Source organism: Pseudomonas sp. NFACC08-1, from assembly GCF_900106735.1.
GTDB classification, from domain to species: Bacteria; Pseudomonadota; Gammaproteobacteria; order Pseudomonadales; family Pseudomonadaceae; genus Aquipseudomonas; species Aquipseudomonas fluorescens_Q.
In genome coordinates this window covers 12,841-30,504 of record NZ_FNNL01000027.1, presented here as the reverse complement: position 1 = coordinate 30,504, position 17,664 = coordinate 12,841, and the positions used below count along the sequence as shown (strand labels likewise).

At 60.8% G+C, this 17,664-nt stretch carries 24 protein-coding genes; 13 read left to right on the top strand and 11 right to left on the bottom strand.

What is annotated here, in order from left to right; all coding sequences use genetic code 11:
- Together BLU76_RS32475 and BLU76_RS30000 are read left to right on the top strand one after the other, a co-directional pair.
- Positions 1-291: transposase (locus BLU76_RS32475; protein WP_218190257.1), on the top strand; the 291-nt coding region annotated here is incomplete at its 5' end.
- A gap of 151 nt (positions 292-442) precedes the next feature.
- Positions 443-1,345 carry a peptidoglycan DD-metalloendopeptidase family protein gene (locus BLU76_RS30000; protein ID WP_092225716.1) on the top strand — a complete coding sequence of 301 codons (903 nt, stop codon included), beginning with the start codon at positions 443-445 and terminating at the stop codon, positions 1,343-1,345.
- Between the two features lie 148 nt (positions 1,346-1,493).
- On the opposite strand, the gene BLU76_RS29995 is transcribed toward BLU76_RS30000, so the two are convergent.
- The 3 genes from BLU76_RS29995 to phoB all read right to left on the bottom strand — a co-directional run bounded on the left by BLU76_RS29995 (position 1,494) and on the right by phoB (position 5,004).
- Positions 1,494-2,834 (bottom strand): hemolysin family protein, encoded by a 1,341-nt coding sequence (locus tag BLU76_RS29995; protein WP_014335895.1) that lies wholly within the window; start codon positions 2,832-2,834, stop codon positions 1,494-1,496.
- A 113-nt stretch (positions 2,835-2,947) separates the two neighbouring features.
- Positions 2,948-4,234: a phosphate regulon sensor histidine kinase PhoR gene (gene phoR / locus BLU76_RS29990; protein WP_256572599.1), complete on the bottom strand. Its 1,287-nt coding sequence runs from the start codon at positions 4,232-4,234 to the stop codon at positions 2,948-2,950.
- A gap of 80 nt (positions 4,235-4,314) precedes the next feature.
- Positions 4,315-5,004 carry a phosphate regulon transcriptional regulator PhoB gene (gene phoB, locus BLU76_RS29985; protein ID WP_003177195.1) on the bottom strand — a complete coding sequence of 230 codons (690 nt, stop codon included), beginning with the start codon at positions 5,002-5,004 and terminating at the stop codon, positions 4,315-4,317.
- Between the two features lie 152 nt (positions 5,005-5,156).
- Between phoB and BLU76_RS29980 the strand changes: the two genes are divergently transcribed.
- Positions 5,157-5,546, top strand: a complete 390-nt coding sequence (locus tag BLU76_RS29980; RefSeq protein ID WP_092225714.1) for a COG4315 family predicted lipoprotein — start codon at positions 5,157-5,159, stop codon at positions 5,544-5,546.
- Between the two features lie 161 nt (positions 5,547-5,707).
- Here the strand turns inward: BLU76_RS29980 and ubiA are convergent, their stop codons facing one another.
- Positions 5,708-6,598: a 4-hydroxybenzoate octaprenyltransferase gene (gene ubiA / locus BLU76_RS29975; protein WP_092225712.1), complete on the bottom strand. Its 891-nt coding sequence runs from the start codon at positions 6,596-6,598 to the stop codon at positions 5,708-5,710.
- Positions 6,598-7,161: a chorismate--pyruvate lyase family protein gene (locus tag BLU76_RS29970; protein WP_092150700.1), complete on the bottom strand. Its 564-nt coding sequence runs from the start codon at positions 7,159-7,161 to the stop codon at positions 6,598-6,600. Before BLU76_RS29970 ends, ubiA begins: the two co-directional genes overlap by 1 nt.
- A gap of 40 nt (positions 7,162-7,201) precedes the next feature.
- On the opposite strand from BLU76_RS29970, the gene BLU76_RS31655 reads away from it, so the two are divergent.
- The 4 genes from BLU76_RS31655 (at position 7,202) to BLU76_RS29955 (ending at position 9,179) form a co-directional block, all read left to right on the top strand.
- Positions 7,202-7,357, top strand: coding sequence for a hypothetical protein (locus BLU76_RS31655; RefSeq protein WP_158265817.1), 156 nt, complete (start codon positions 7,202-7,204; stop codon positions 7,355-7,357).
- Positions 7,354-7,521 (top strand): rubredoxin, encoded by a 168-nt coding sequence (locus tag BLU76_RS29965; protein WP_003177199.1) that lies wholly within the window; start codon positions 7,354-7,356, stop codon positions 7,519-7,521. The genes BLU76_RS31655 and BLU76_RS29965 overlap by 4 nt, the downstream gene beginning before the upstream one ends.
- 42 nt (positions 7,522-7,563) lie before the next feature.
- Positions 7,564-8,712, top strand: coding sequence for an NAD(P)/FAD-dependent oxidoreductase (locus tag BLU76_RS29960; protein WP_092225718.1), 1,149 nt, complete (start codon positions 7,564-7,566; stop codon positions 8,710-8,712).
- Positions 8,713-8,903: 191 nt separating this feature from the next.
- Positions 8,904-9,179 carry an HU family DNA-binding protein gene (locus BLU76_RS29955; RefSeq protein WP_063323541.1) on the top strand — a complete coding sequence of 92 codons (276 nt, stop codon included), beginning with the start codon at positions 8,904-8,906 and terminating at the stop codon, positions 9,177-9,179.
- Between the two features lie 228 nt (positions 9,180-9,407).
- Here BLU76_RS29955 and BLU76_RS29950 read toward each other — a convergent pair whose 3' ends face one another.
- Complete coding sequence (locus tag BLU76_RS29950) at positions 9,408-10,499, bottom strand: aminopeptidase (RefSeq protein ID WP_092225710.1); 1,092 nt, start codon at positions 10,497-10,499, stop codon at positions 9,408-9,410.
- Between the two features lie 58 nt (positions 10,500-10,557).
- Between BLU76_RS29950 and BLU76_RS29945 the strand changes: the two genes are divergently transcribed.
- Both BLU76_RS29945 and BLU76_RS29940 read left to right on the top strand, forming a co-directional pair.
- Positions 10,558-10,971: a PA0061/PA0062 family lipoprotein gene (locus BLU76_RS29945; protein ID WP_092150679.1), complete on the top strand. Its 414-nt coding sequence runs from the start codon at positions 10,558-10,560 to the stop codon at positions 10,969-10,971.
- A gap of 39 nt (positions 10,972-11,010) precedes the next feature.
- Positions 11,011-11,436, top strand: a complete 426-nt coding sequence (locus BLU76_RS29940) for a PA0061/PA0062 family lipoprotein (protein ID WP_063323539.1) — start codon at positions 11,011-11,013, stop codon at positions 11,434-11,436.
- A gap of 6 nt (positions 11,437-11,442) precedes the next feature.
- On the opposite strand, the gene BLU76_RS29935 is transcribed toward BLU76_RS29940, so the two are convergent.
- Complete coding sequence (locus BLU76_RS29935) at positions 11,443-11,676, bottom strand: DUF1161 domain-containing protein (protein ID WP_092150682.1); 234 nt, start codon at positions 11,674-11,676, stop codon at positions 11,443-11,445.
- A 149-nt stretch (positions 11,677-11,825) separates the two neighbouring features.
- Positions 11,826-12,257, bottom strand: coding sequence for an OsmC family protein (locus tag BLU76_RS29930; RefSeq protein ID WP_092150685.1), 432 nt, complete (start codon positions 12,255-12,257; stop codon positions 11,826-11,828).
- A 241-nt stretch (positions 12,258-12,498) separates the two neighbouring features.
- Here BLU76_RS29930 and BLU76_RS29925 point away from each other — a divergent pair, with 241 nt between their 5' ends.
- Positions 12,499-13,500 carry an LLM class flavin-dependent oxidoreductase gene (locus BLU76_RS29925; protein ID WP_063323537.1) on the top strand — a complete coding sequence of 334 codons (1,002 nt, stop codon included), beginning with the start codon at positions 12,499-12,501 and terminating at the stop codon, positions 13,498-13,500.
- 54 nt (positions 13,501-13,554) lie between these two features.
- Here BLU76_RS29925 and BLU76_RS29920 read toward each other — a convergent pair whose 3' ends face one another.
- Positions 13,555-13,776: a DUF1161 domain-containing protein gene (locus BLU76_RS29920; RefSeq protein ID WP_092225708.1), complete on the bottom strand. Its 222-nt coding sequence runs from the start codon at positions 13,774-13,776 to the stop codon at positions 13,555-13,557.
- Positions 13,777-13,892: 116 nt separating this feature from the next.
- A complete protein-coding gene (locus tag BLU76_RS29915) occupies positions 13,893-14,108 on the bottom strand; it encodes a dodecin (RefSeq protein ID WP_003196424.1) in 216 nt (71 codons plus the stop codon).
- Positions 14,109-14,263: 155 nt separating this feature from the next.
- Here BLU76_RS29915 and BLU76_RS29910 point away from each other — a divergent pair, with 155 nt between their 5' ends.
- Positions 14,264-14,590, top strand: coding sequence for an ElaB/YgaM/YqjD family protein (locus tag BLU76_RS29910; RefSeq protein WP_003196426.1), 327 nt, complete (start codon positions 14,264-14,266; stop codon positions 14,588-14,590).
- On the opposite strand, the gene BLU76_RS29905 is transcribed toward BLU76_RS29910, so the two are convergent.
- Positions 14,563-15,480 (bottom strand): LysR family transcriptional regulator, encoded by a 918-nt coding sequence (locus BLU76_RS29905; protein WP_063323535.1) that lies wholly within the window; start codon positions 15,478-15,480, stop codon positions 14,563-14,565. The genes BLU76_RS29910 and BLU76_RS29905 overlap by 28 nt on opposite strands.
- A gap of 112 nt (positions 15,481-15,592) precedes the next feature.
- Here BLU76_RS29905 and trpB point away from each other — a divergent pair, with 112 nt between their 5' ends.
- Entirely contained in the window at positions 15,593-16,825 is a 1,233-nt protein-coding gene (gene trpB, locus BLU76_RS29900; RefSeq protein ID WP_092225704.1) for a tryptophan synthase subunit beta, read from the top strand.
- Positions 16,825-17,637 (top strand): tryptophan synthase subunit alpha, encoded by an 813-nt coding sequence (trpA, locus tag BLU76_RS29895; RefSeq protein ID WP_092225702.1) that lies wholly within the window; start codon positions 16,825-16,827, stop codon positions 17,635-17,637. Before trpB ends, trpA begins: the two co-directional genes overlap by 1 nt.
- Positions 17,638-17,664 lie beyond the last annotated feature (27 nt).

Below are 17,664 nucleotides of genomic sequence, written 5' to 3'. Positions count from 1 at the left end.
CAACGTTGGCAGATCGAGTTGTTTTTCAAGTGGATCAAGCAAAACCTCAAGTTAAAACGATATTTCGGCTTCTCCGAAAATGCCGTTCGTCTGCAGATCTACAGCGCCTTGATTACCTACCTTTTGCTGCACCTTTATCAGCACCGCTCAGGATGTTCGGGGCCTATTTCAGACTTTGCTATTAGGCTGACCCACAGCTTGTTCGAACGCCCATTGAGCATCGAACGCCTTGAAGACCGAAGGCAGAAGCAAACAGAGCTGAAGGCTACCCAAGGTAACCTTCAGCTCTGAAAAGATTTTACCGGACACTAGTGACGCAGAGCGTAGGAACGATCACCAACACCGATCGCTGATCCAATTTTGAAACATCCGTCGACTACGCTGGTCCATCCCAGCTGCTAGGCTGCTGTGCAGGCCTTCATTTTTCGACAGAACTTTACCCATGCTCGCTCCCCTGCTGTTTGCCTGTGGTCTTGTCCTGGCCTCCACCTCCACCTCGGCCGTGGCCATGACGATCTACAAATCCACCGATGCCAATGGCGTGGTGTCCTATAGCGACCGCCCCAGCAAGGGCGCCCAGGTGTTCGTGTTCCGCGACCGCATGGTCGAGCGCCTGGAGCGACAGGTGTTCCTGGATATCAAGAAGCAGAATGGCGCGGACGCGGTGTTCGTGCGCAACGATTTGTATGCGCCGGTGGAGATCGAGTTGAGTTTCGCCGGGCTTCGCAACGTCAGCGGGGCACCGAGCAGGCCGATTCGTCGGGTGCTGCCGGCGCGCAGCAACCTGCGCCTGGCGCTGCTCACGGCCACTCAGCCCGGGAGGCCGCTGGTCTACACCCCAAGGTTCGAATATTCCCTGGGCGACCCCGCCGGCGCGGCACAGGCTTATCAGTACCCGTTACCGTGGCGTGGCGGGCCGTTCCGGCTGAGCCAGGGTGCCAACGGCCAGTACAGCCATTACGGCCCGAAGAACCGCTACGCCATGGACATTGCCATGCCCGTGGGCACGCCGATCATCGCGGCGCGGGGCGGCGTGGTCATCAAGACCGAAAACGAGCAGACCGGCCGCGGGGACGACCCTTCGGGCAACTTCGTGCGGGTGCTGCACGATGACGGGACCATGGGCGTCTACCTGCACTTGCAGAAAGGTTCGGTGAGCGTACGGGAAGGGCAGCGGGTCGGGGTGGGCACGCCGCTGGCGTTGTCGGGCAACACCGGCAACAGCTCAGGCCCGCACCTGCATTTCGTGGTGCAGCGCAATACCGGCCTGGGGCTGGTGTCGATTCCCTACCAGTTCAATCAACCGGTGGGTGACCTGCCCAACTTTGCGTTGGGCAAGCAATAATCCAGGTCACGCCGATCCCCTGTGGCGAGGGAGCTTGCTCCCGCTCGGCTGCGAAGCAGTCGTCGCTTTTGGGGCCGCTTCGCTGCCCAGCGGGAGCAAGCTCCCTCGCCACAGGGATCGTGTTAGAGGCTTGGGGGCCGGTCGATACTCAATCGAGCATCAACACCTTCGCCAGGATGATCTTGGGTCCTTTCATCTTCTTGATGATGATCCGCAGGCCTTCGACTTCCAGCACTTCTTCCTCTTCCGGCACGCGCTTGAGGGTTTCATAGACCAACCCAGCCAAGGTTTCGGCTTCAATGTGGTCCAGGTCGATCCCCAGCAGGCGCTCGACCTTGAACAGCGGCGTATCACCCCGTACCAGCAGCTTGCCCGGCTGGTAGGCCAGGATGCCGCGTTCGGCTTTGCGGTGTTCGTCCTGGATGTCACCCACCAACACTTCCAGCACGTCTTCCATGGTCAGGTAACCGATGATGTTGCCGTCGGCTTCCTCGACCAAGGCGAAGTGCGAACCGCCCTTGCGGAACTGCTCCAGCAATTGCGATAGCGGCATGTGCCGCGACACCCGCTCCAGCGGCCGGGTCAGTTCGGCCAGGTTGAACGACTCGGGAATGTGATCCAGGGCCGCCAGTTCCAGCAGCAGGTCCTTGATGTGCAGCAGGCCGACGAACTCCTGGCGCTCGCTGTCGTACACCGGATAACGGCTGAACTTGTGGCGCCGGAACATCGCCAGGATTTCCTTGAGCGGCGCGTTGAACTCCAGCGTCACCAGGTCTTCCCGGGAGTTGGCCCAGTCCACCACTTCCAGCTCGCCCATTTCCACGGCCGAGGCCAGCACGCGCATGCCCTGGTCGCTCGGGTCCTGGCCACGGCTGGAGTGCAGGATCAGTTTCAGTTCTTCGCGGCTGTAATGGTGCTCGTGATGCGGGCCGGGTTCGCCTTGGCCGGCGATGCGCAGGATGGCGTTGGCGCTGGCGTTGAGCAGGTAGATCGCCGGGTACATCGCCCAGTAGAACAGGTACAGCGGCACGGCGGTCCACAGCGACAGCAGCTCGGGTTTGCGAATGGCCCAGGATTTGGGCGCCAGTTCACCGACCACGATGTGCAGGTACGAAATGATGAAGAACGCGGTGAAGAACGACACGCCCTTGATCACTTCCGGCGACTGTACGCCGACCGCGCCCAGCAACGGCTCGAGGATATGGGCGAACGCCGGCTCACCGACCCAGCCCAGGCCCAGGGAGGCCAGGGTGATACCCAACTGGCACGCCGACAGGTAAGCGTCGAGCTGGCTATGAACGGTGCGCAGGATGTGCCCGCGCCAGCCGTTCTGCTCGGCAATGGCTTCGACCCGGGTCGAGCGCAGCTTGACCATGGCGAATTCGGCCGCAACGAAAAAACCGTTGAGCAAAACCAGGATCAGAGCAAAAAGAATCATGCCGAATTCGGCGAAGAGTGTGACGAGGGACAAGCCAGGGGAAGGGTCCATGATGGAGTTTTGCGGGTTCCGTATAGTCGTAGGAATTGAAAATGAGCGCCTGAAAAGGCAGGCACAAGTCAGTCAATGTAGCGGCTGACTCGACGATTGCCTAGGGGGCGTGCTCAATCAGCGGGGCGGGCGAGGCGTGCGCGAACCACCTGGGTCGGAGCGAAATGGCAGGTAAAGGTGCTGCCATGGCCGGGTACGCTGCTGATTTCCATGCGGGCGCGATGGCGCAGCAGGACGTGTTTGACAATGGCCAGGCCCAGCCCGGTGCCGCCGGTATTGGAGTTGCGGCTGGAGTCGACACGGTAGAAGCGTTCGGTCAGGCGCGGCAGGTGTTTGCTGTCGATGCCAATGCCCGAATCACGCACGCTCAGGTGCGCGCCTTGCTCATCGCCCCACCAGCGCACATGGATCCGGCCTTGCTCCGGCGTGTATTTGACCGCGTTGAACACCAGGTTGGAAAACGCACTGCGCAGTTCCGCCTCGCTGCCTTTGAGCTGCACGGCCGCGTCGGCTTCCAGGGTGATGGTCTGCTGCTTGGAGCCGGACAGTTCCTGCGCGTCTTCGACAATGGTTTGCAGCAGATCGTCGATGGGCACTGGCTGGTTGTCCGACGGGTAATCGGTGGCTTCCAGCTTCGCCAGCAGCAGCAAGTCGTTGAGCAGGGTCTGCATGCGCCCGCTTTGCTGGTGCATCTGCTGCAAGGCCCGGCTCCAGCGCGGGTTCACTTCCTCGACGTTGTCGAGCAGGGTTTCCAGATAACCACAGATCACCGTCAATGGCGTGCGCAGTTCGTGGGAGACGTTGGCGATGAAGTCCTTGCGCATCTGTTCCAACTGATGGATACGCGTGACGTCGCGTACCAGCATCAAATGCTCATTGTTGCCATAGCGCGTGATGTACAGCTGGATACGTAGCCGATCATTGGTGGGCGAAGGAATTTCCAGGGGCTCGGCGTAATTGGCCTGCTCGAAATATTCCTTGAAGCGCGGATGACGTACCAGGTTGGTCACCGGCTGGCCGCTGTCCTGTGGCGTCTTGAGGCCCAACAAGGTTTCGGCGGCGCGGTTCCACCATTCCAGGTTGCCATCGCTGTCGAGCATGATCACGGCGTCTTTGAGTGCCGCAGTGGACTCCTGGACACGGTCGATCACCGCTTGCAGGCGCCCGCGCACGCGCTGGTCGCGCCGTTGCAGGTGGTAAATGCTGTCGAACACCTCACCCCACAGGCCATAGCCGTCGGGCGGGGCTTCGTCGGGTTGGTGCAGGCGCAGCCATTCATGCAGGCGCAACAATTGCTTGAGGGTCCAGGCCAGGTAAAGCCCCAGGCCCGCGGCCAGGCTCCAGCCGTAGTAGCCGCTGATCAAGCCGATCACCAGACAGCCGGTCACCAGCAACAACATGTGGCGAATCAGGGTGCCATGCCAGTTTTGATTCACGTGACGCGCGTCCTTGTCAGCTTGTCGGGCGGTAAGGGCTCGGATCAGGCCTTGGTAGAAAAACGATAACCGGTGCCGCGCACGGTTTGTACCAGATTTTCGTAGGCGTCGCCGAGGGCCTTGCGCAGGCGTCGGATGTGCACATCCACGGTGCGCTCTTCCACGTAGACGTTACCGCCCCAGACCTGGTCCAGCAGTTGGCCCCGGGTGTAGGCACGCTCCTGGTGGGTCATGAAAAATTGCAGCAGGCGGTATTCGGTGGGGCCCATCTCGGCGGGCTTGCCGTCGATGGTCACGCGGTGACTGATGGGGTCCAGCAGCAGGCCGCCGACTTCGATCGGTGCTTCGCCGTCGGTGGGGCCAGCGCGGCGCAGCACGGCCTTCAGGCGCGCCACCAGCTCCCGTGGGGAAAACGGCTTGGTGATGTAGTCGTCGGCGCCCACTTCCAGGCCCTGGATCTTGTTGTCCTCTTCGCCCTTGGCGGTGAGCATGATGATCGGAATATCACCGGTCAGCTCGTCGCGCTTGAGGCGTCGCGCCAGTTCGATGCCCGAAGTGCCGGGCAGCATCCAGTCCAACAGAATCAGGTCGGGCTTGCGGTCGACGATGATGGCGTGGGCCTGTTGAGAGTTTTCTGCTTCCATGCAGTCATAGCCGGCCATCTCCAACGCAACGGCGATCATCTCGCGGATGGGCGCCTCGTCGTCGACGATCAGAATGCTCCTGCCAACCATGGGGTAATCCTCTTGTCATTTAACTGTCTTGCGCCGCATTAGATAACGGAATTATTGCAGTCGTGTGACAGTTATTTCGTGGGCGGGCGGTGAAAGGGATCCTGGGCTACGCTTTTCAGTCCGAATCCTGACAACCACACAAGAAGGTTTCCATGACTTACCTTACCCAATCCATCCGGGCACTGGCGGTAACGGCTGCCCTGGCGCTGCCGACATGGGCATTCGCGGCTGAGCCGGCGATGGTCGATAAAGAGAAGGACATACTGACGGACCACCAAAACATGACGTTGTATACGTTTGCCAAAGACTCGGGCGGCAAGTCGATGTGCAACGACAAGTGCGCCGCCAACTGGCCGCCGCTCATGGCCGAAGAAAGCGACAAGTCCATGGGCAAATGGACCGTGATCACCCGCGATGACCGAAAGAAGCAGTGGGCCTACGATGGCAAGCCGCTGTACACCTTTGTGAAGGATACAAAGGCCGGTGACATGACCGGTGACGGCTTGATGGACGGCGCCTGGAAGGTCGCCAAGCCCCACTGACGGGCACGGCGCCGAGCGGATGCTCTTGTGGCGAGGGAGCTTGCTCCCGCTGGGCTGCGTAGCGGCCCCAAGATTTTGCGGTTGCTGCGCAACCGAGCGGGAGCAAGCTCCCTCGCCACAAAGGCTTTCATGACCCAAGGTTCACCGCTGGGTCATAGGCCTCAGCGCAACGCATAATCCAGCACAATCCCCACGAAAATCGCCAACCCGGCCCAATGGTTGTGCAAAAACGCCTGGAAGCAGCGTATCCGGTCCCTGCCACGGGTGTACCAGAACTCCCAGGCGAAGCACGCGGCAGCGGCCACCAGCCCCAGGTGGAACCAGCCGCCCAGTTGGAACTTCGCCCCGGCCAGCAACAGGCAGCCCAGTGCCAGGCCTTGCAACGTCAGGATGATCACCCGGTCGGCATCGCCAAACAGGATCGCCGTGGACTTCACCCCGATTCGCAAGTCATCGTCCCGGTCGGTCATTGCGTAATAGGTGTCGTAGCCCACCGTCCACAGCAGGTTGGCGATGTACAGCAACCAGGCGGCGGCCGGCAGGTGACCGGTTTCGGCGGTGAACGCCATCGGCATGCCCCAGGAGAACGCCGCGCCCAGGACCACTTGCGGGTAGTAGGTATAGCGCTTCATGAACGGGTAGCTGAACGCCAGCGCCAAGCCACCGAGGGAGAGCAGGATAGTCGGGGCGTTGGTGCACAGCACCAGCAGGAAACTCACGCTCATCAGCACGGCGAAGAACACCAGCGCCTCTTTCGAACTGATCTTGCCGCTCACCAGCGGGCGCTGCTCGGTGCGCTTGACGTGACCGTCCACCTTGCGGTCGGCCCAGTCATTGATCACACAGCCGCCGGCGCGGGTCAGCACCACGCCGAGGACGAAAATCACCAGGTTGGCGATGGACGGTGAGCCTTCACCGGCAATCCACAGCGCCCACAACGTCGGCCACAGCAGCAGGTAGATGCCAATGGGCTTGTCCATGCGGGTCAGTTGCACGAAGTCCCAGGCCCGCGGGTTCAGGCGGTTCAAGGATTTGAGCAGTTGCACGTACATCAGCAATTCTCCGAATAGGCACGGGCGACGGTCCACAGGCGCGGCAGGAAAATTTCCGCCACCAGCACGCTCAATGCACCGCGGTCGAAACGTGAGCGGCGACCCCACAGCCCGCTGGCGCGCACTTCTTCGGGCAACCCGGCGTCGGGGTAATGGCAAACTTCGATGGCTCGGCGCTGGAACGCCTGGTCACAAAATAGCAACTCCCCCAGGGAACGGCTGCCCAGTTCGTCCATCTGCAAGCCGTCACCCTGCAAGGCGCTGCGCGCCGCCACACTGCGGGCGAACACCCACGGCTGGTCATGGCCGCGCAGATACACCTCGCGTACCCAGCCTTCGCTACCCTCGGCCAGGTCCAGGGCGGCGCATTCGTCGGCGCGCAGTGGCTGCCAGCCTTCGAACAACGGCGTCACGCTGAAATGGCCGTCCGACAGGCGCGTCAGGCGCCGGGTCAGGGAGCCTTCGTCGAACAGCCAGTCGAGGACACCCGCATCGGGCCGGGGCGACAGCAGGGGTTGGGGCAGCCATTGGAGTGTTGGAAATATCGAATTTGTATGCGGCACGAGGGTCTTGATAGGCAACAAATGAGGCCGCGAGCTTACCATGACGGTCGCCGATTTTGACGGCTCCGGCCTGCTGCACTGCCGATCGTGCTTGCATCTGCGACGACCGATCAGTACAAAACGCCCTGAGCCGGAAAACAGCCTCGAGCGACCCTATACCGGCAAACGCCTGACACCTGAGGAAGTACCTGAATGAAAAAGTGGCAATGTATCGTCTGCGGCCTGATCTACAACGAAGCCGACGGTTGGCCGGATGATGGCATCGCACCTGGCACCCGTTGGGAAGACGTACCGGCAGACTGGCTGTGCCCGGACTGCGGCGTCGGCAAGATGGATTTCGAAATGATCGAAATCAACTGATCGTTTCTCAACTGGCATGGAAAGCATCACATGGAGAGCAGCATGAGCGCACCTGTCGTCATCGTCGGTACGGGGCTGGCCGGTTACAACCTGGCCCGGGAATTTCGCAAACTCGACAGCGAAACCCCATTGCTGCTGATCAGCGCCGATGACGGTCGCTCGTACTCCAAGCCCATGCTTTCCACGGGCTTTGGCAAAAACAAAGACGCCGACGGCCTGAGCATGGCCGAGCCCGGGACCATGGCCGAGCAACTGAAGGCCGAAGTGCGCACCCATACCCGCATCAGCGGCATCGACCCGGGCCACAAACGGCTGTGGATCGGCGAAGAAGCGGTGAGCTACCGCGACCTGATCCTGGCCTGGGGCGCCGAAACCGTGCGCGTGCCGGCGCAGGGCGATGCCGCGGACCTGATCTTCCCCATCAACGACCTGGAAGACTACGCACGCTTTCGCGTAGCGGCGACTGGCAAACGTCGCGTGCTGCTGCTCGGCGCCGGGCTGATTGGCTGCGAGTTCGCCAACGACCTGATCCTGGGTGGCTATGAAGTGCAATTGGTGGCGCCGTGCGAGCAAGTCATGCCGACCCTGCTGCACCCGGCCGCCGCTGCGGCTGTACAGGCCGGGCTGGAAAGCCTCGGCGCGCGCTTCCACCTGGGGCCGGTGCTCAATCGCCTGCAACGGGTCGCCGATGGGTTGGAAGCCCACTTGTCCGACGGCCAGGTGATTGCCTGTGACCTGGTGGTCTCGGCCATCGGCTTGCGTCCCCGCATCGACCTGGCCGCCGCTGCCGGCCTGGTGGTCAATCGCGGCGTGGTGGTCGACCGTCACCTCAAGACCTCCCACGCTAACATCTACGCTCTGGGCGACTGCGCCGAGGTCGACGGCTTGAACCTGCTGTACGTCATGCCACTGATGAGCTGCGCCCGGGCCCTGGCCCAGACCCTGGCCGGCAACCCGACGGCCGTCAGCTACGGCGCCATGCCGATTACCGTGAAAACCCCGGTGTGCCCACTGGTGGTGTCGCCACCACCGCGAGGTAGCGAGGGCGTGTGGAGTGTCGAAGGGCAGGGCGCGGACATCAAGGCGCTATGCCGCGACGCTCAAGGCAATCTGTTGGGGTACGCCCTGACAGGCACGGCGGTGATGGAGAAACTGGCACTGAACAAGAAACTTCCACCCCTGCTGGCGTAAATACTGGTCGTTCTGTCGCAAAAACCCTACTTTTGGTCCCACAAAGGTCGCCCGGCCACTGGCGCCGTTTTCGGCACCGTGCCATCCTCACTCCCGTCTGCCGCAGAGTAGAGCCTGCGGCGCCTTAGGGGCCGTTCCAAAGAGAACGGCACGGACATAACAACAAAAAAACCGTCAAAGGGGCTTCATTCATGCGTAAACCAGAACTCGCCGCCGCTATCGCGGAAAAAGCAGACCTCACCAAAGAACAAGCCAACCGCGTCCTCAACGCCGTCCTCGAGGAAATCACCGGCGCCCTGCACCGCAAGGATAGCGTCACCCTGGTGGGTTTCGGCACTTTCCTGCAACGCCACCGCGGCGCCCGCACTGGCAAAAACCCACAGACCGGTGAGCCGGTGAAGATCAAGGCCAGCAACACCGTTGCCTTTAAACCAGGCAAGTTCCTGAAAGAAAGCGTCAACCCGTAATTGCTGCAAGTACCTCAGCCAGGGGGAAGAAAGCGGCAATCAAAAGGGCATACCGATGAATCGGTATGCCCTTTTTTGTGCTGGGGGGGGTGGCGAGGGAGCTTGCTCCCGCTGGGTCGCGAAGCGGCCCTATAAAGCGACGACTGCTGCGCAGCCGAGCGGGAGCAAGCTCCCTCGCCACGGGATTTGGGGATGCCCCTGTGCGAGCTTGCTCGCGATGACGTCTGCCTAATCTGCAGAAGTCTTCGGCGCTGCCAACGCCTTCAAGGCCGCCTTGCGTTCCTCTATCGGCAATTTGCCGAGCTTTGCCACCGCTGCGTAAAACCTGATCCAGTCCCCGCCCTCCCGCCTGAACAGCGCCGCAAACGCCGGCACCCACTGGTCATACAGCCCGAACGGCAGCAGCCGTGCATTGTTCAGTGGGGCATAGACCCAGGCATCGTAGCGTTTGTCACCGGCCCATTGAGTGTCCCGCAACCGCTCATAGTCGGTGCGCAGGCGTTCGAATGCCTGTGCCTTGCGTTGTCGCATCTGTTCGGTCGGCAGGGGTTGGGTGTAGAGCGCTTCCAGGCGCTGGCGGGTGTCGAGAATCAATTGGATGAATTGGTCGCGCTGGCGCGCCTGCTTACCGTTATCCGGCGCCAGCCCACGACTGGCGCGCCATTGCCGGCTGCCTTCCTGCTCGACGAAGGTGGCGAAGGACTCATTGAATTCGGTGTCGTCCTTGACATAAAACCGCTGGTGCGCCAGTTCATGAAAGATCAGCGTCGCCAGGCGTTCGTCGCCCCAATGCATCATCGAACTCAGGATCGGATCGTTGAACCAACCCAATGTCGAGTAGGCCTCCACACCACCGATCGACACGTCCATGCCCTGCAAACGCTGCAATGCGGCCTCGCCACGGGCGGCTCCCTGGCTGTAATAACCGCGATAAGCCACGCAACCGGCAATGGGGAAGCAATGATTTTGCGGTGCCAGGGAAAACTCTGGCGTGGTGAAGACATTCCAGACTACGAACGGCCGGCCAATGTCTGCATACAGGCGATAACTTTTATTGTCCGGCAAATGCAGGTGATCACTGGCGAACGTCCGTGCCTCACGCGCCTGGGTCAGGTGCGCCTTCAGTTGAGCATCGCGAGCAGGGTCGGCAATGACTTGGTCGATAGGCTCCCGGGCTTGCAACAACCGCAATTGCCCACCGACGAGCTGGCTGTAATAACCGACGCTTGAGCAACCGTTCAGTAACAAAAGCAGGAGGCCTGGAAACAAAATCCGGAAAGCACGGTCGAGTAACCGATGGCTTGAATGCGGCCTGATCAATTGGAATCACCCTGGGAAGTCTGCCCACAAGACTATCTCGCTTGCCTGGAGCTTCGCTATGCGCGTGTTGATGCTGACGAGCGGCCTGTTGCTGCTGACCGGTTGCGCCGGTTTGCCTGATCCTGATCCATCCCAAGCGTGGATCGACCTGGGAAGCCAGCAGGACACCGCGCTGCAAGCGCTAAAAGTCGATGACAAGACGTCCATCGACCGGCGCTATTTCGAAGTGCAACCCGGCAGCCATGAACTGACGGTGCGTTATCAATTTGCCGTCGAGCCCGGCAACATCGGCCCGGATGCCGAGCCGCTGTGGCGCGATTGCCGGTTGAACGTGAAATTCAAGGACTTCAACGCCGGCCAACGTTACCAGCTGCAGGCCGGCAGCATTGGTTTCCGGCCATGGGCCAAGCTTTACGATCAGCAACGCAAGGTGGTGGGGCAAGGTACGCCGGCGGGCTGCCAACAAACGTGATTGGCGCTATGCTCAGGGTCTGATTTCAGGAAATTCACCATGCGCTTACCTCTGCTGTTACTGGTCCTGGTCTCCATGAGCGGTTGTGCAACGAGCCCACTGCCCCCGGTCGATCCGAACATGGCGTGGATCGATTTCGCTACCCCCATGCCGGGCGGCAAAATGCTGATGGCTGAAAGCCTGGATGGCCAGCGATTGCGAGACGGCCGGTTCTTTCAGGTTTCGCCGGGCAGCCACGAACTGAAAGTGCGCTTCGACTTCGAAGTGTTTAGCGGTGGTGGGCTGGGCATGCAAGCCGAACCGCAAGAGCGGCTGTGCTACATGCTCGTGCGTTATGACCATTTCGAGGCCGGCCAGCGCTATCGGCTGGAGGCTCGCAACCTGGCGTTCACGCCCAGCGCTCGGCTCTATGACGCCAAGCGTCAAATCGTGGCCGAAGAGCGACAAATCAATTGCGTTCCGTAGCGTGTTCTAGCGGTCGTTCTTCTGGTAGATGATTTTCTTCGTGCCGTTTTCGCAAGTGCCCACCACCATGTTCTGATCGTGGACTTCGTCGTTGGTGACGATTTCCAACGTGTAGGACGATACGTTATTGGCTTGGATCTTCGCTTCGATTTCCGCTTTCAGCTCTTCACAGGATTTCGGTTCGGCAAGCGCAGATGCAGCGAATGCGCAACCGATGACCACCAGGGCTGATCGTTTCATGTTCGAATTCCTCATGGCAGCGCGCACTGCCTGTGCGCTGAAACTGCAGGTTTCATTCGACCATAATTGCGCCAGGGTAAACAGCTCGACCGTATTCAAGAAATCGCAGCCCTCGGCAGCGCCTGCGAAGGCTGCGATCCTTTCATGCGTCAGCTCACCAGCGTCGCATCCAGGGTGATCTGGGCGTTCAGCACCTTGGAAACCGGGCATCCTTCCTTGGCCTTCTTGCTCAGTTCGTCGAATTGCGCCTGGCTGGCGCCGGGGATTTTCGCCTTGAGCACCAACTTGACTGCAGTGATCGCGAAACCGCCATCGACCTGGTCCAGGGTCACTTCTGCGTTGGTGTCGATGCTGTCGGCCTTGAGCCCGGCATCGCCGAGGATCATCGAAAAGGCCATGGAAAAGCAGCCGGCATGGGCCGCGCCGATCAATTCCTCTGGGTTGGTGCCCTTGCCGCCTTCGAAGCGCGCCTTGAAGCCGTAGGGCGCTTCGCGCAGCACACCGGTTTCCGTGGAGATGGAACCGATACCGGTTTTCAGGTCACCTTCCCAATGAGCCGATGCTTTCTTGATGATAGCCATGTCTGCCTCCTGAAGATCCGGCGCGCGAGACGCGCCTGGGTATTTTTTTTAGCTGTCTGGGTTGTGAGGATAGACCGCCCGGAAAAGTTCACCTTGTCGATTAGCCGACGAATTTAGTAGGAAAATTCTTCGCAGCTATTGAAACTCGGGTATATGCCCACATTGCATGGAACACACCTTTAGAAAACGGCAGGCTTTTGCCCTCGGGAAAAGCCCGGAACGCCGTTGGAGATCCCGGCCCATGAAACAGCTGTCCGACGTGAAATTCTCAACCCTCGACCTGGTGCCTGTCCGCGCCGATGGCAATGCTGCCCAGTCCTTGCGCAATTCGCTGGACCTGGCGCAGCACGTGGAAAAATACGGTTATACCCGCTTCTGGGTGGCCGAACACCACAACATGGACGGTATCGCCAGCTCCGCGACGGCGGTGCTGCTGGGTTATCTGGCGGGGGGGACTTCGACCATTCGTGTCGGCTCCGGCGGCGTCATGTTGCCCAATCACGCGCCGTTGATCATCGCCGAACAGTTTGGCACGCTGGAAAGCCTCTACCCGGGTCGAATCGACCTGGGGTTGGGGCGTGCGCCCGGTTCCGACCAGATGACTGCTCGGGCGCTGCGTCGCGAGCGCTCCGGCAGCGCGGACGATTTCCCCGAAGACGTGGCCGAACTGATGCGCTACCTCGGCCCGCGCACCCCGGACCAACGCATCATCGCCATGCCCGGCACCGGCACCAACGTGCCGGTATGGTTGCTGGGGTCGAGCCTGTTCAGTGCGCAACTGGCCGGTGAACGCGGTTTGCCCTACGCGTTCGCCTCCCATTTCGCACCGCGCTACATGCACGAGGCAATTCGCATCTACCGCAACCATTTCAAGCCGTCGGCAGTGCTCGACAAGCCTTATGTAATGCTCGGCGTGCCGCTGGTGGCGGCGGATACGGATGAACAGGCCGATTACCTGGCGACGTCGGTGTATCAGCGGATCCTGGCGCTGATGCGCGGCCAGAGCCTGGTGCAGCGTCCGCCGGTCGAAACCATGAACGGCCTCTGGTTGCCCCATGAGAAAGAAGCGGTTGGCGATTTCTTGGGACTGGCCATGGTCGGCGGTCCGCAGAAGATTCGCGCCAAGCTCGACGTGCTGATCGAGCAAACCCAGGCCGATGAGCTGATTTTCACCAGCGACCTGTACGAGCATGCCGATCGTTTGCACTCATACGAGTTGCTGGCGCAGGTCATGAAAGGCTGAATGACGCGCATAAAAAAGCCGACGCACTGCGTCGGCTTTGACGTTCGAAAAGAATCACTTTTTATAGACGATTTCTTTCGTACCGCCCTCACAGGTGCCTACGACTTTTCCGTCGGTCGTTGCGCCTTTATCGACGATTTCCAGCGAATAACCTGACACGCCCTTGGCATCCAGCTTCGTCGCGATTTCGCTTTTCAGCGCTTCGCAGGGCGTGCCGGCCGCAAACGCACCACCGGCAAGGCTCAGCAAACCCAGGGCTACCATCAGTTTTTTCATCGCTCGCACTCCTTGGTCGGATCAAATAGGGCAGGTAATGGGAAAAACAGAATGCGCGTACCATAGCGCATCGCCATTCCCTATGGCACTCCGCCAGCGTGCAAGTTCATCGTTCCTCAGCTATTCACAATCCGGAACCCGACTTTGAGGGTGACCTGGAAGTGCGCGGCCCGACCGTTTTCGATGTGTCCGCGGGTTTCCGTGACTTCGAACCACTCCAAGTGCTTGAGGCTTTTGCTGGCCTCGGCCAGGGCGTTATTGATGGCGTCTTCAATGCTGGTGGGAGACGAGCCGACCAGCTCGACTTTTTTGTAAGTGTGATGATCACTCATGAGGTTCTCCTTGGTTGTTTTTAACAGCCTAGCAGCGATTTTTCGTCATACGTGTGTCGCCGTTTGCGCACTGAAGTTCAGATTTACTGCACTTTCAGAAACGACCGCAGTCCCAATTCACACACGCCACTCAACCACTGCAGGAGAGAGCCACCATGGCCAGCAATTCGTTACGCAAAGCCTCGTTGCAAAGCATGGAAGCGGAGATCGAGAGTCTGCTCAAGTCGTTGGAAAGCCTGAAGGACGATGCTTCGGACGAGTCGCGTAAGACCCTCAAGTCGCTCAAGGCCAATGCCGAGAACGCCCTGAAACATTCTCGCCATCTGCTCAGCGACGCGTATGAAGAGGTCAAGGTGAAAACCCGTGAAACCGGGATCGCCACACGCGACTACGCGCAGGAACACCCATGGACCACAGCGGGTGTCGCGGTCGGTGCGCTTGGTTTGCTGGCTGCTTACTTGCTGTGCAAACGCGGAGACTGAGTCGGTTGGCTCAGTTCATGCCTGAGCCACTGGGCCAATTGCCGAGCACGTCCGTCTGCGGCGCGCTTGGGTAGCCACAATGCCAGTCGCGCCGCCGTTTCATCGAAACCCCACGGCGCGACCAGGCGACCGGCGCGCACGTCCTCAGCCACCAGCGGCTCGGGCGCGATCGCCACGCCGAGCCCCGCTACGGCGGCCTCCAGCAAATAATACAGATGCTCGAATCCTTGCCCGAACTTCAATACCCGGGGATCAAGGTGGTTTTGCTGTGCCCAGGTCGGCCAGGCCTGTGGGCGGGAGGTGGTGTGCAGCAACGATTCGTCCAGCAGCGCGCTGGCCGGTGCGGTCTGCAGGCGGGCAAATCCGGCGTAGTGCGGGCTCATCACGGGGCCGATCCGCTCGCTCACCAGTTCATACACCTGCATGTCGGCCGGCCAGGGTGGTTCGGCGAATACCAGCAAGGCGTCCAGTCCCGGTCGCCTGGGGTCCAGGTCGCCCTCGCCGGCGGACAGGTGCAGGCGCAAATCCGGCAGGTCGGCATTGAGCCTGCCCAGGCGGGGAATAAACCAGCGCGCCAGCAAGCTTCCCGAGCAGCCCAGGACGAACGGGGCATCGGCGGTGCTTTGCGTCAGTTCCGCGCACACGCTGCGTAACCGCTCGAACGCGTCAGTGCTGGCATCACGCAGGCGCATGCCGGCATCTGTGAGTTTCAAGCCGCGTCCATCCTTGATGAACAGGCTGACACCCAAATGTTCTTCCAACACCTTCAGCTGTCGACTTACAGCGCCATGGGTGACGTGCAGCTGTTCGGCCGCCTGGCTTACGCTGTTCAGGCGGGCGGTGGCCTCGAAGGCGCGCAAGGCATTGAGCGGGGGAAGGTCGTGGCTCATGTGATCTGTGAGTTTTTCTGACAGGTTGTGGCGATCTTATCGGTTTTCAGTGGCGGATGTCAGGGGTAGAGTGAACCTCATTGTCTTTCAACGCATTTGCTTGGAGCGCCCGATGACCCAGTCCACGACCTCTTTCAACCTGCGCAGCGGTCCCGATGCCAACGGCCTGTTCGGTGCGTTCGGTGGCCGCTATGTGGCCGAAACCCTGATGCCGCTGATCCTTGATCTGGCCCGCGAATATGAAGTGGCGAAGGAAGATCCTGCCTTCATTGAGGAATTGGCCTACTTCCAGCGCGATTACGTCGGTCGTCCAAGTCCGCTCTACTTCGCCGAGCGCCTGACCGAATACTGCGGCGGCGCCAAGATCTATCTCAAGCGTGAAGAGCTGAATCACACCGGCGCGCACAAGATCAACAACTGCATCGGCCAGATCCTGCTGGCGCGGCGCATGGGCAAGAAACGCATCATCGCCGAGACCGGCGCCGGCATGCACGGCGTGGCGACCGCCACCGTGGCCGCGCGTTTTGGCCTCGATTGCGTGATCTACATGGGCACCACCGACATCGAGCGCCAGCAGGCCAACGTGTTCCGCATGAAGCTGCTGGGCGCCGAAGTGATCCCGGTGGTCGCGGGTACCGGTACCCTGAAAGATGCAATGAACGAGGCCCTGCGCGACTGGGTCACCAACGTTGACAGCACGTTCTACCTGATCGGCACCGTGGCAGGCCCGCATCCGTATCCGGCCATGGTGCGCGACTTCCAGGCCGTGATCGGCAAGGAAACCCGCGATCAACTGCAAGCCCAGGAAGGTCGTCTGCCGGACAGTCTGGTGGCGTGCATCGGCGGCGGCTCCAACGCCATGGGCCTGTTCCACCCGTTCCTGGACGACAAGAGTGTCGAGATCATCGGCGTTGAAGCCGCCGGTTATGGCATCGAGACCGGTAAGCACGCGGCGAGCCTGAACGGCGGCGTCCCCGGTGTACTGCACGGCAACCGCACCTTCCTGTTGCAGGACGACGACGGTCAGATCATCGACGCCCATTCGATTTCCGCAGGTCTCGACTACCCCGGTATCGGTCCGGAACACGCCTGGTTGCACGACATTGGCCGCGTCCAGTACACCTCGGTGACCGATGCCGAAGCCCTGGAAGCCTTTCACAAATGCTGCCGACTGGAAGGGATCATTCCTGCATTGGAAAGCGCCCATGCCCTGGCAGAAGTGTTCAAGCGCGCACCCAACCTGCCGAAGGATCACCTGATGGTGGTCAACCTGTCCGGCCGTGGCGACAAAGACATGCAAACCGTGATGCATCACATGGAACAGTCCCAGCAGGAGAAACACTGATGAGCCGCCTGCAAACCCGTTTTGCCGAACTCAAGGAACAAAACCGTGCTGCCCTGGTGACGTTCGTCACGGCTGGCGACCCGGACTACGACACGTCGCTGGCAATCCTCAAGGGCCTGCCAGCAGCCGGTGCCGATGTCATCGAGCTGGGCATGCCGTTCACCGACCCGATGGCCGACGGCCCGGCGATCCAGTTGGCGAATATTCGTGCCTTGGGCGCCCAGCAGAATCTGGCGAAAACCCTGCAGATGGTTCGTGAGTTCCGCAAAGACAACAGCGAGACACCACTGGTGCTGATGGGGTACTTCAACCCGATCCACCGTTATGGCGTGCAGCGTTTCATTGGCGAGGCGCTGGAATCCGGCGTGGATGGCCTGATCGTTGTGGACATGCCGCCCGAGCACAACAGCGAACTGTGCGAACCGGCCCAGGCAGTTGGCTTGGATTTCATCCGTCTGACCACGCCAACCACCGACGACGTGCGTTTGCCGACGGTGCTCAACGGCAGTTCGGGCTTTGTATATTACGTGTCGGTGGCGGGTGTGACTGGTGCCGGTGCCGCGACGTTGGAGCACGTGGAAGAAGCCGTGGCGCGCTTGCGTCGCCACACCGATTTGCCGATCAGCATTGGTTTCGGTATTCGTACGCCGGAGCAGGCTGCGGCTATCGCACGATTGGCTGATGGGGTGGTGGTTGGCTCGGCGCTGATCGACCATATCGCCAATGCCGATACGGCGGAACAGGCGATTGATGGCGTGTTGAGTTTGTGTGCCGCCCTGGCTGATGGTGTGCGCAAGGCGCGTGTCAGCTGATTGTCGATTCGACCCGCAGCACGAAAA

Excerpts from the sequence above, each read along its gene's own strand:
- BLU76_RS29915 (WP_003196424.1), bottom strand. The coding sequence starts at position 14,108 with ATGAGTGATCATCACACTTACAAAAAAGTCGAGCTGGTCGGCTCGTCT.
- BLU76_RS29935 (WP_092150682.1), bottom strand. The coding sequence starts at position 11,676 with ATGAAACGATCAGCCCTGGTGGTCATCGGTTGCGCATTCGCTGCATCT.
- BLU76_RS29905 (WP_063323535.1), bottom strand. The coding sequence starts at position 15,480 with ATGAGCCACGACCTTCCCCCGCTCAATGCCTTGCGCGCCTTCGAGGCC.
- BLU76_RS29930 (WP_092150685.1), bottom strand. The coding sequence starts at position 12,257 with ATGGCTATCATCAAGAAAGCATCGGCTCATTGGGAAGGTGACCTGAAA.
- BLU76_RS29920 (WP_092225708.1), bottom strand. The coding sequence starts at position 13,776 with ATGAAAAAACTGATGGTAGCCCTGGGTTTGCTGAGCCTTGCCGGTGGT.
- ubiA (WP_092225712.1), bottom strand. The coding sequence starts at position 6,598 with ATGTACGTGCAACTGCTCAAATCCTTGAACCGCCTGAACCCGCGGGCC.
- trpA (WP_092225702.1), top strand. The coding sequence starts at position 16,825 with ATGAGCCGCCTGCAAACCCGTTTTGCCGAACTCAAGGAACAAAACCGT.
- BLU76_RS29980 (WP_092225714.1), top strand. The coding sequence starts at position 5,157 with ATGACTTACCTTACCCAATCCATCCGGGCACTGGCGGTAACGGCTGCC.
- BLU76_RS29945 (WP_092150679.1), top strand. The coding sequence starts at position 10,558 with ATGCGCGTGTTGATGCTGACGAGCGGCCTGTTGCTGCTGACCGGTTGC.
- BLU76_RS29965 (WP_003177199.1), top strand. The coding sequence starts at position 7,354 with ATGAAAAAGTGGCAATGTATCGTCTGCGGCCTGATCTACAACGAAGCC.
- BLU76_RS29995 (WP_014335895.1), bottom strand. The coding sequence starts at position 2,834 with ATGGACCCTTCCCCTGGCTTGTCCCTCGTCACACTCTTCGCCGAATTC.
- BLU76_RS30000 (WP_092225716.1), top strand. The coding sequence starts at position 443 with ATGCTCGCTCCCCTGCTGTTTGCCTGTGGTCTTGTCCTGGCCTCCACC.
- BLU76_RS29910 (WP_003196426.1), top strand. The coding sequence starts at position 14,264 with ATGGCCAGCAATTCGTTACGCAAAGCCTCGTTGCAAAGCATGGAAGCG.
- BLU76_RS29925 (WP_063323537.1), top strand. The coding sequence starts at position 12,499 with ATGAAACAGCTGTCCGACGTGAAATTCTCAACCCTCGACCTGGTGCCT.
- trpB (WP_092225704.1), top strand. The coding sequence starts at position 15,593 with ATGACCCAGTCCACGACCTCTTTCAACCTGCGCAGCGGTCCCGATGCC.
- BLU76_RS31655 (WP_158265817.1), top strand. The coding sequence starts at position 7,202 with ATGACGGTCGCCGATTTTGACGGCTCCGGCCTGCTGCACTGCCGATCG.
- phoB (WP_003177195.1), bottom strand. The coding sequence starts at position 5,004 with ATGGTTGGCAGGAGCATTCTGATCGTCGACGACGAGGCGCCCATCCGC.
- BLU76_RS29940 (WP_063323539.1), top strand. The coding sequence starts at position 11,011 with ATGCGCTTACCTCTGCTGTTACTGGTCCTGGTCTCCATGAGCGGTTGT.
- phoR (WP_256572599.1), bottom strand. The coding sequence starts at position 4,234 with ATGTTGTTGCTGGTGACCGGCTGTCTGGTGATCGGCTTGATCAGCGGC.
- BLU76_RS29960 (WP_092225718.1), top strand. The coding sequence starts at position 7,564 with ATGAGCGCACCTGTCGTCATCGTCGGTACGGGGCTGGCCGGTTACAAC.
- BLU76_RS29955 (WP_063323541.1), top strand. The coding sequence starts at position 8,904 with ATGCGTAAACCAGAACTCGCCGCCGCTATCGCGGAAAAAGCAGACCTC.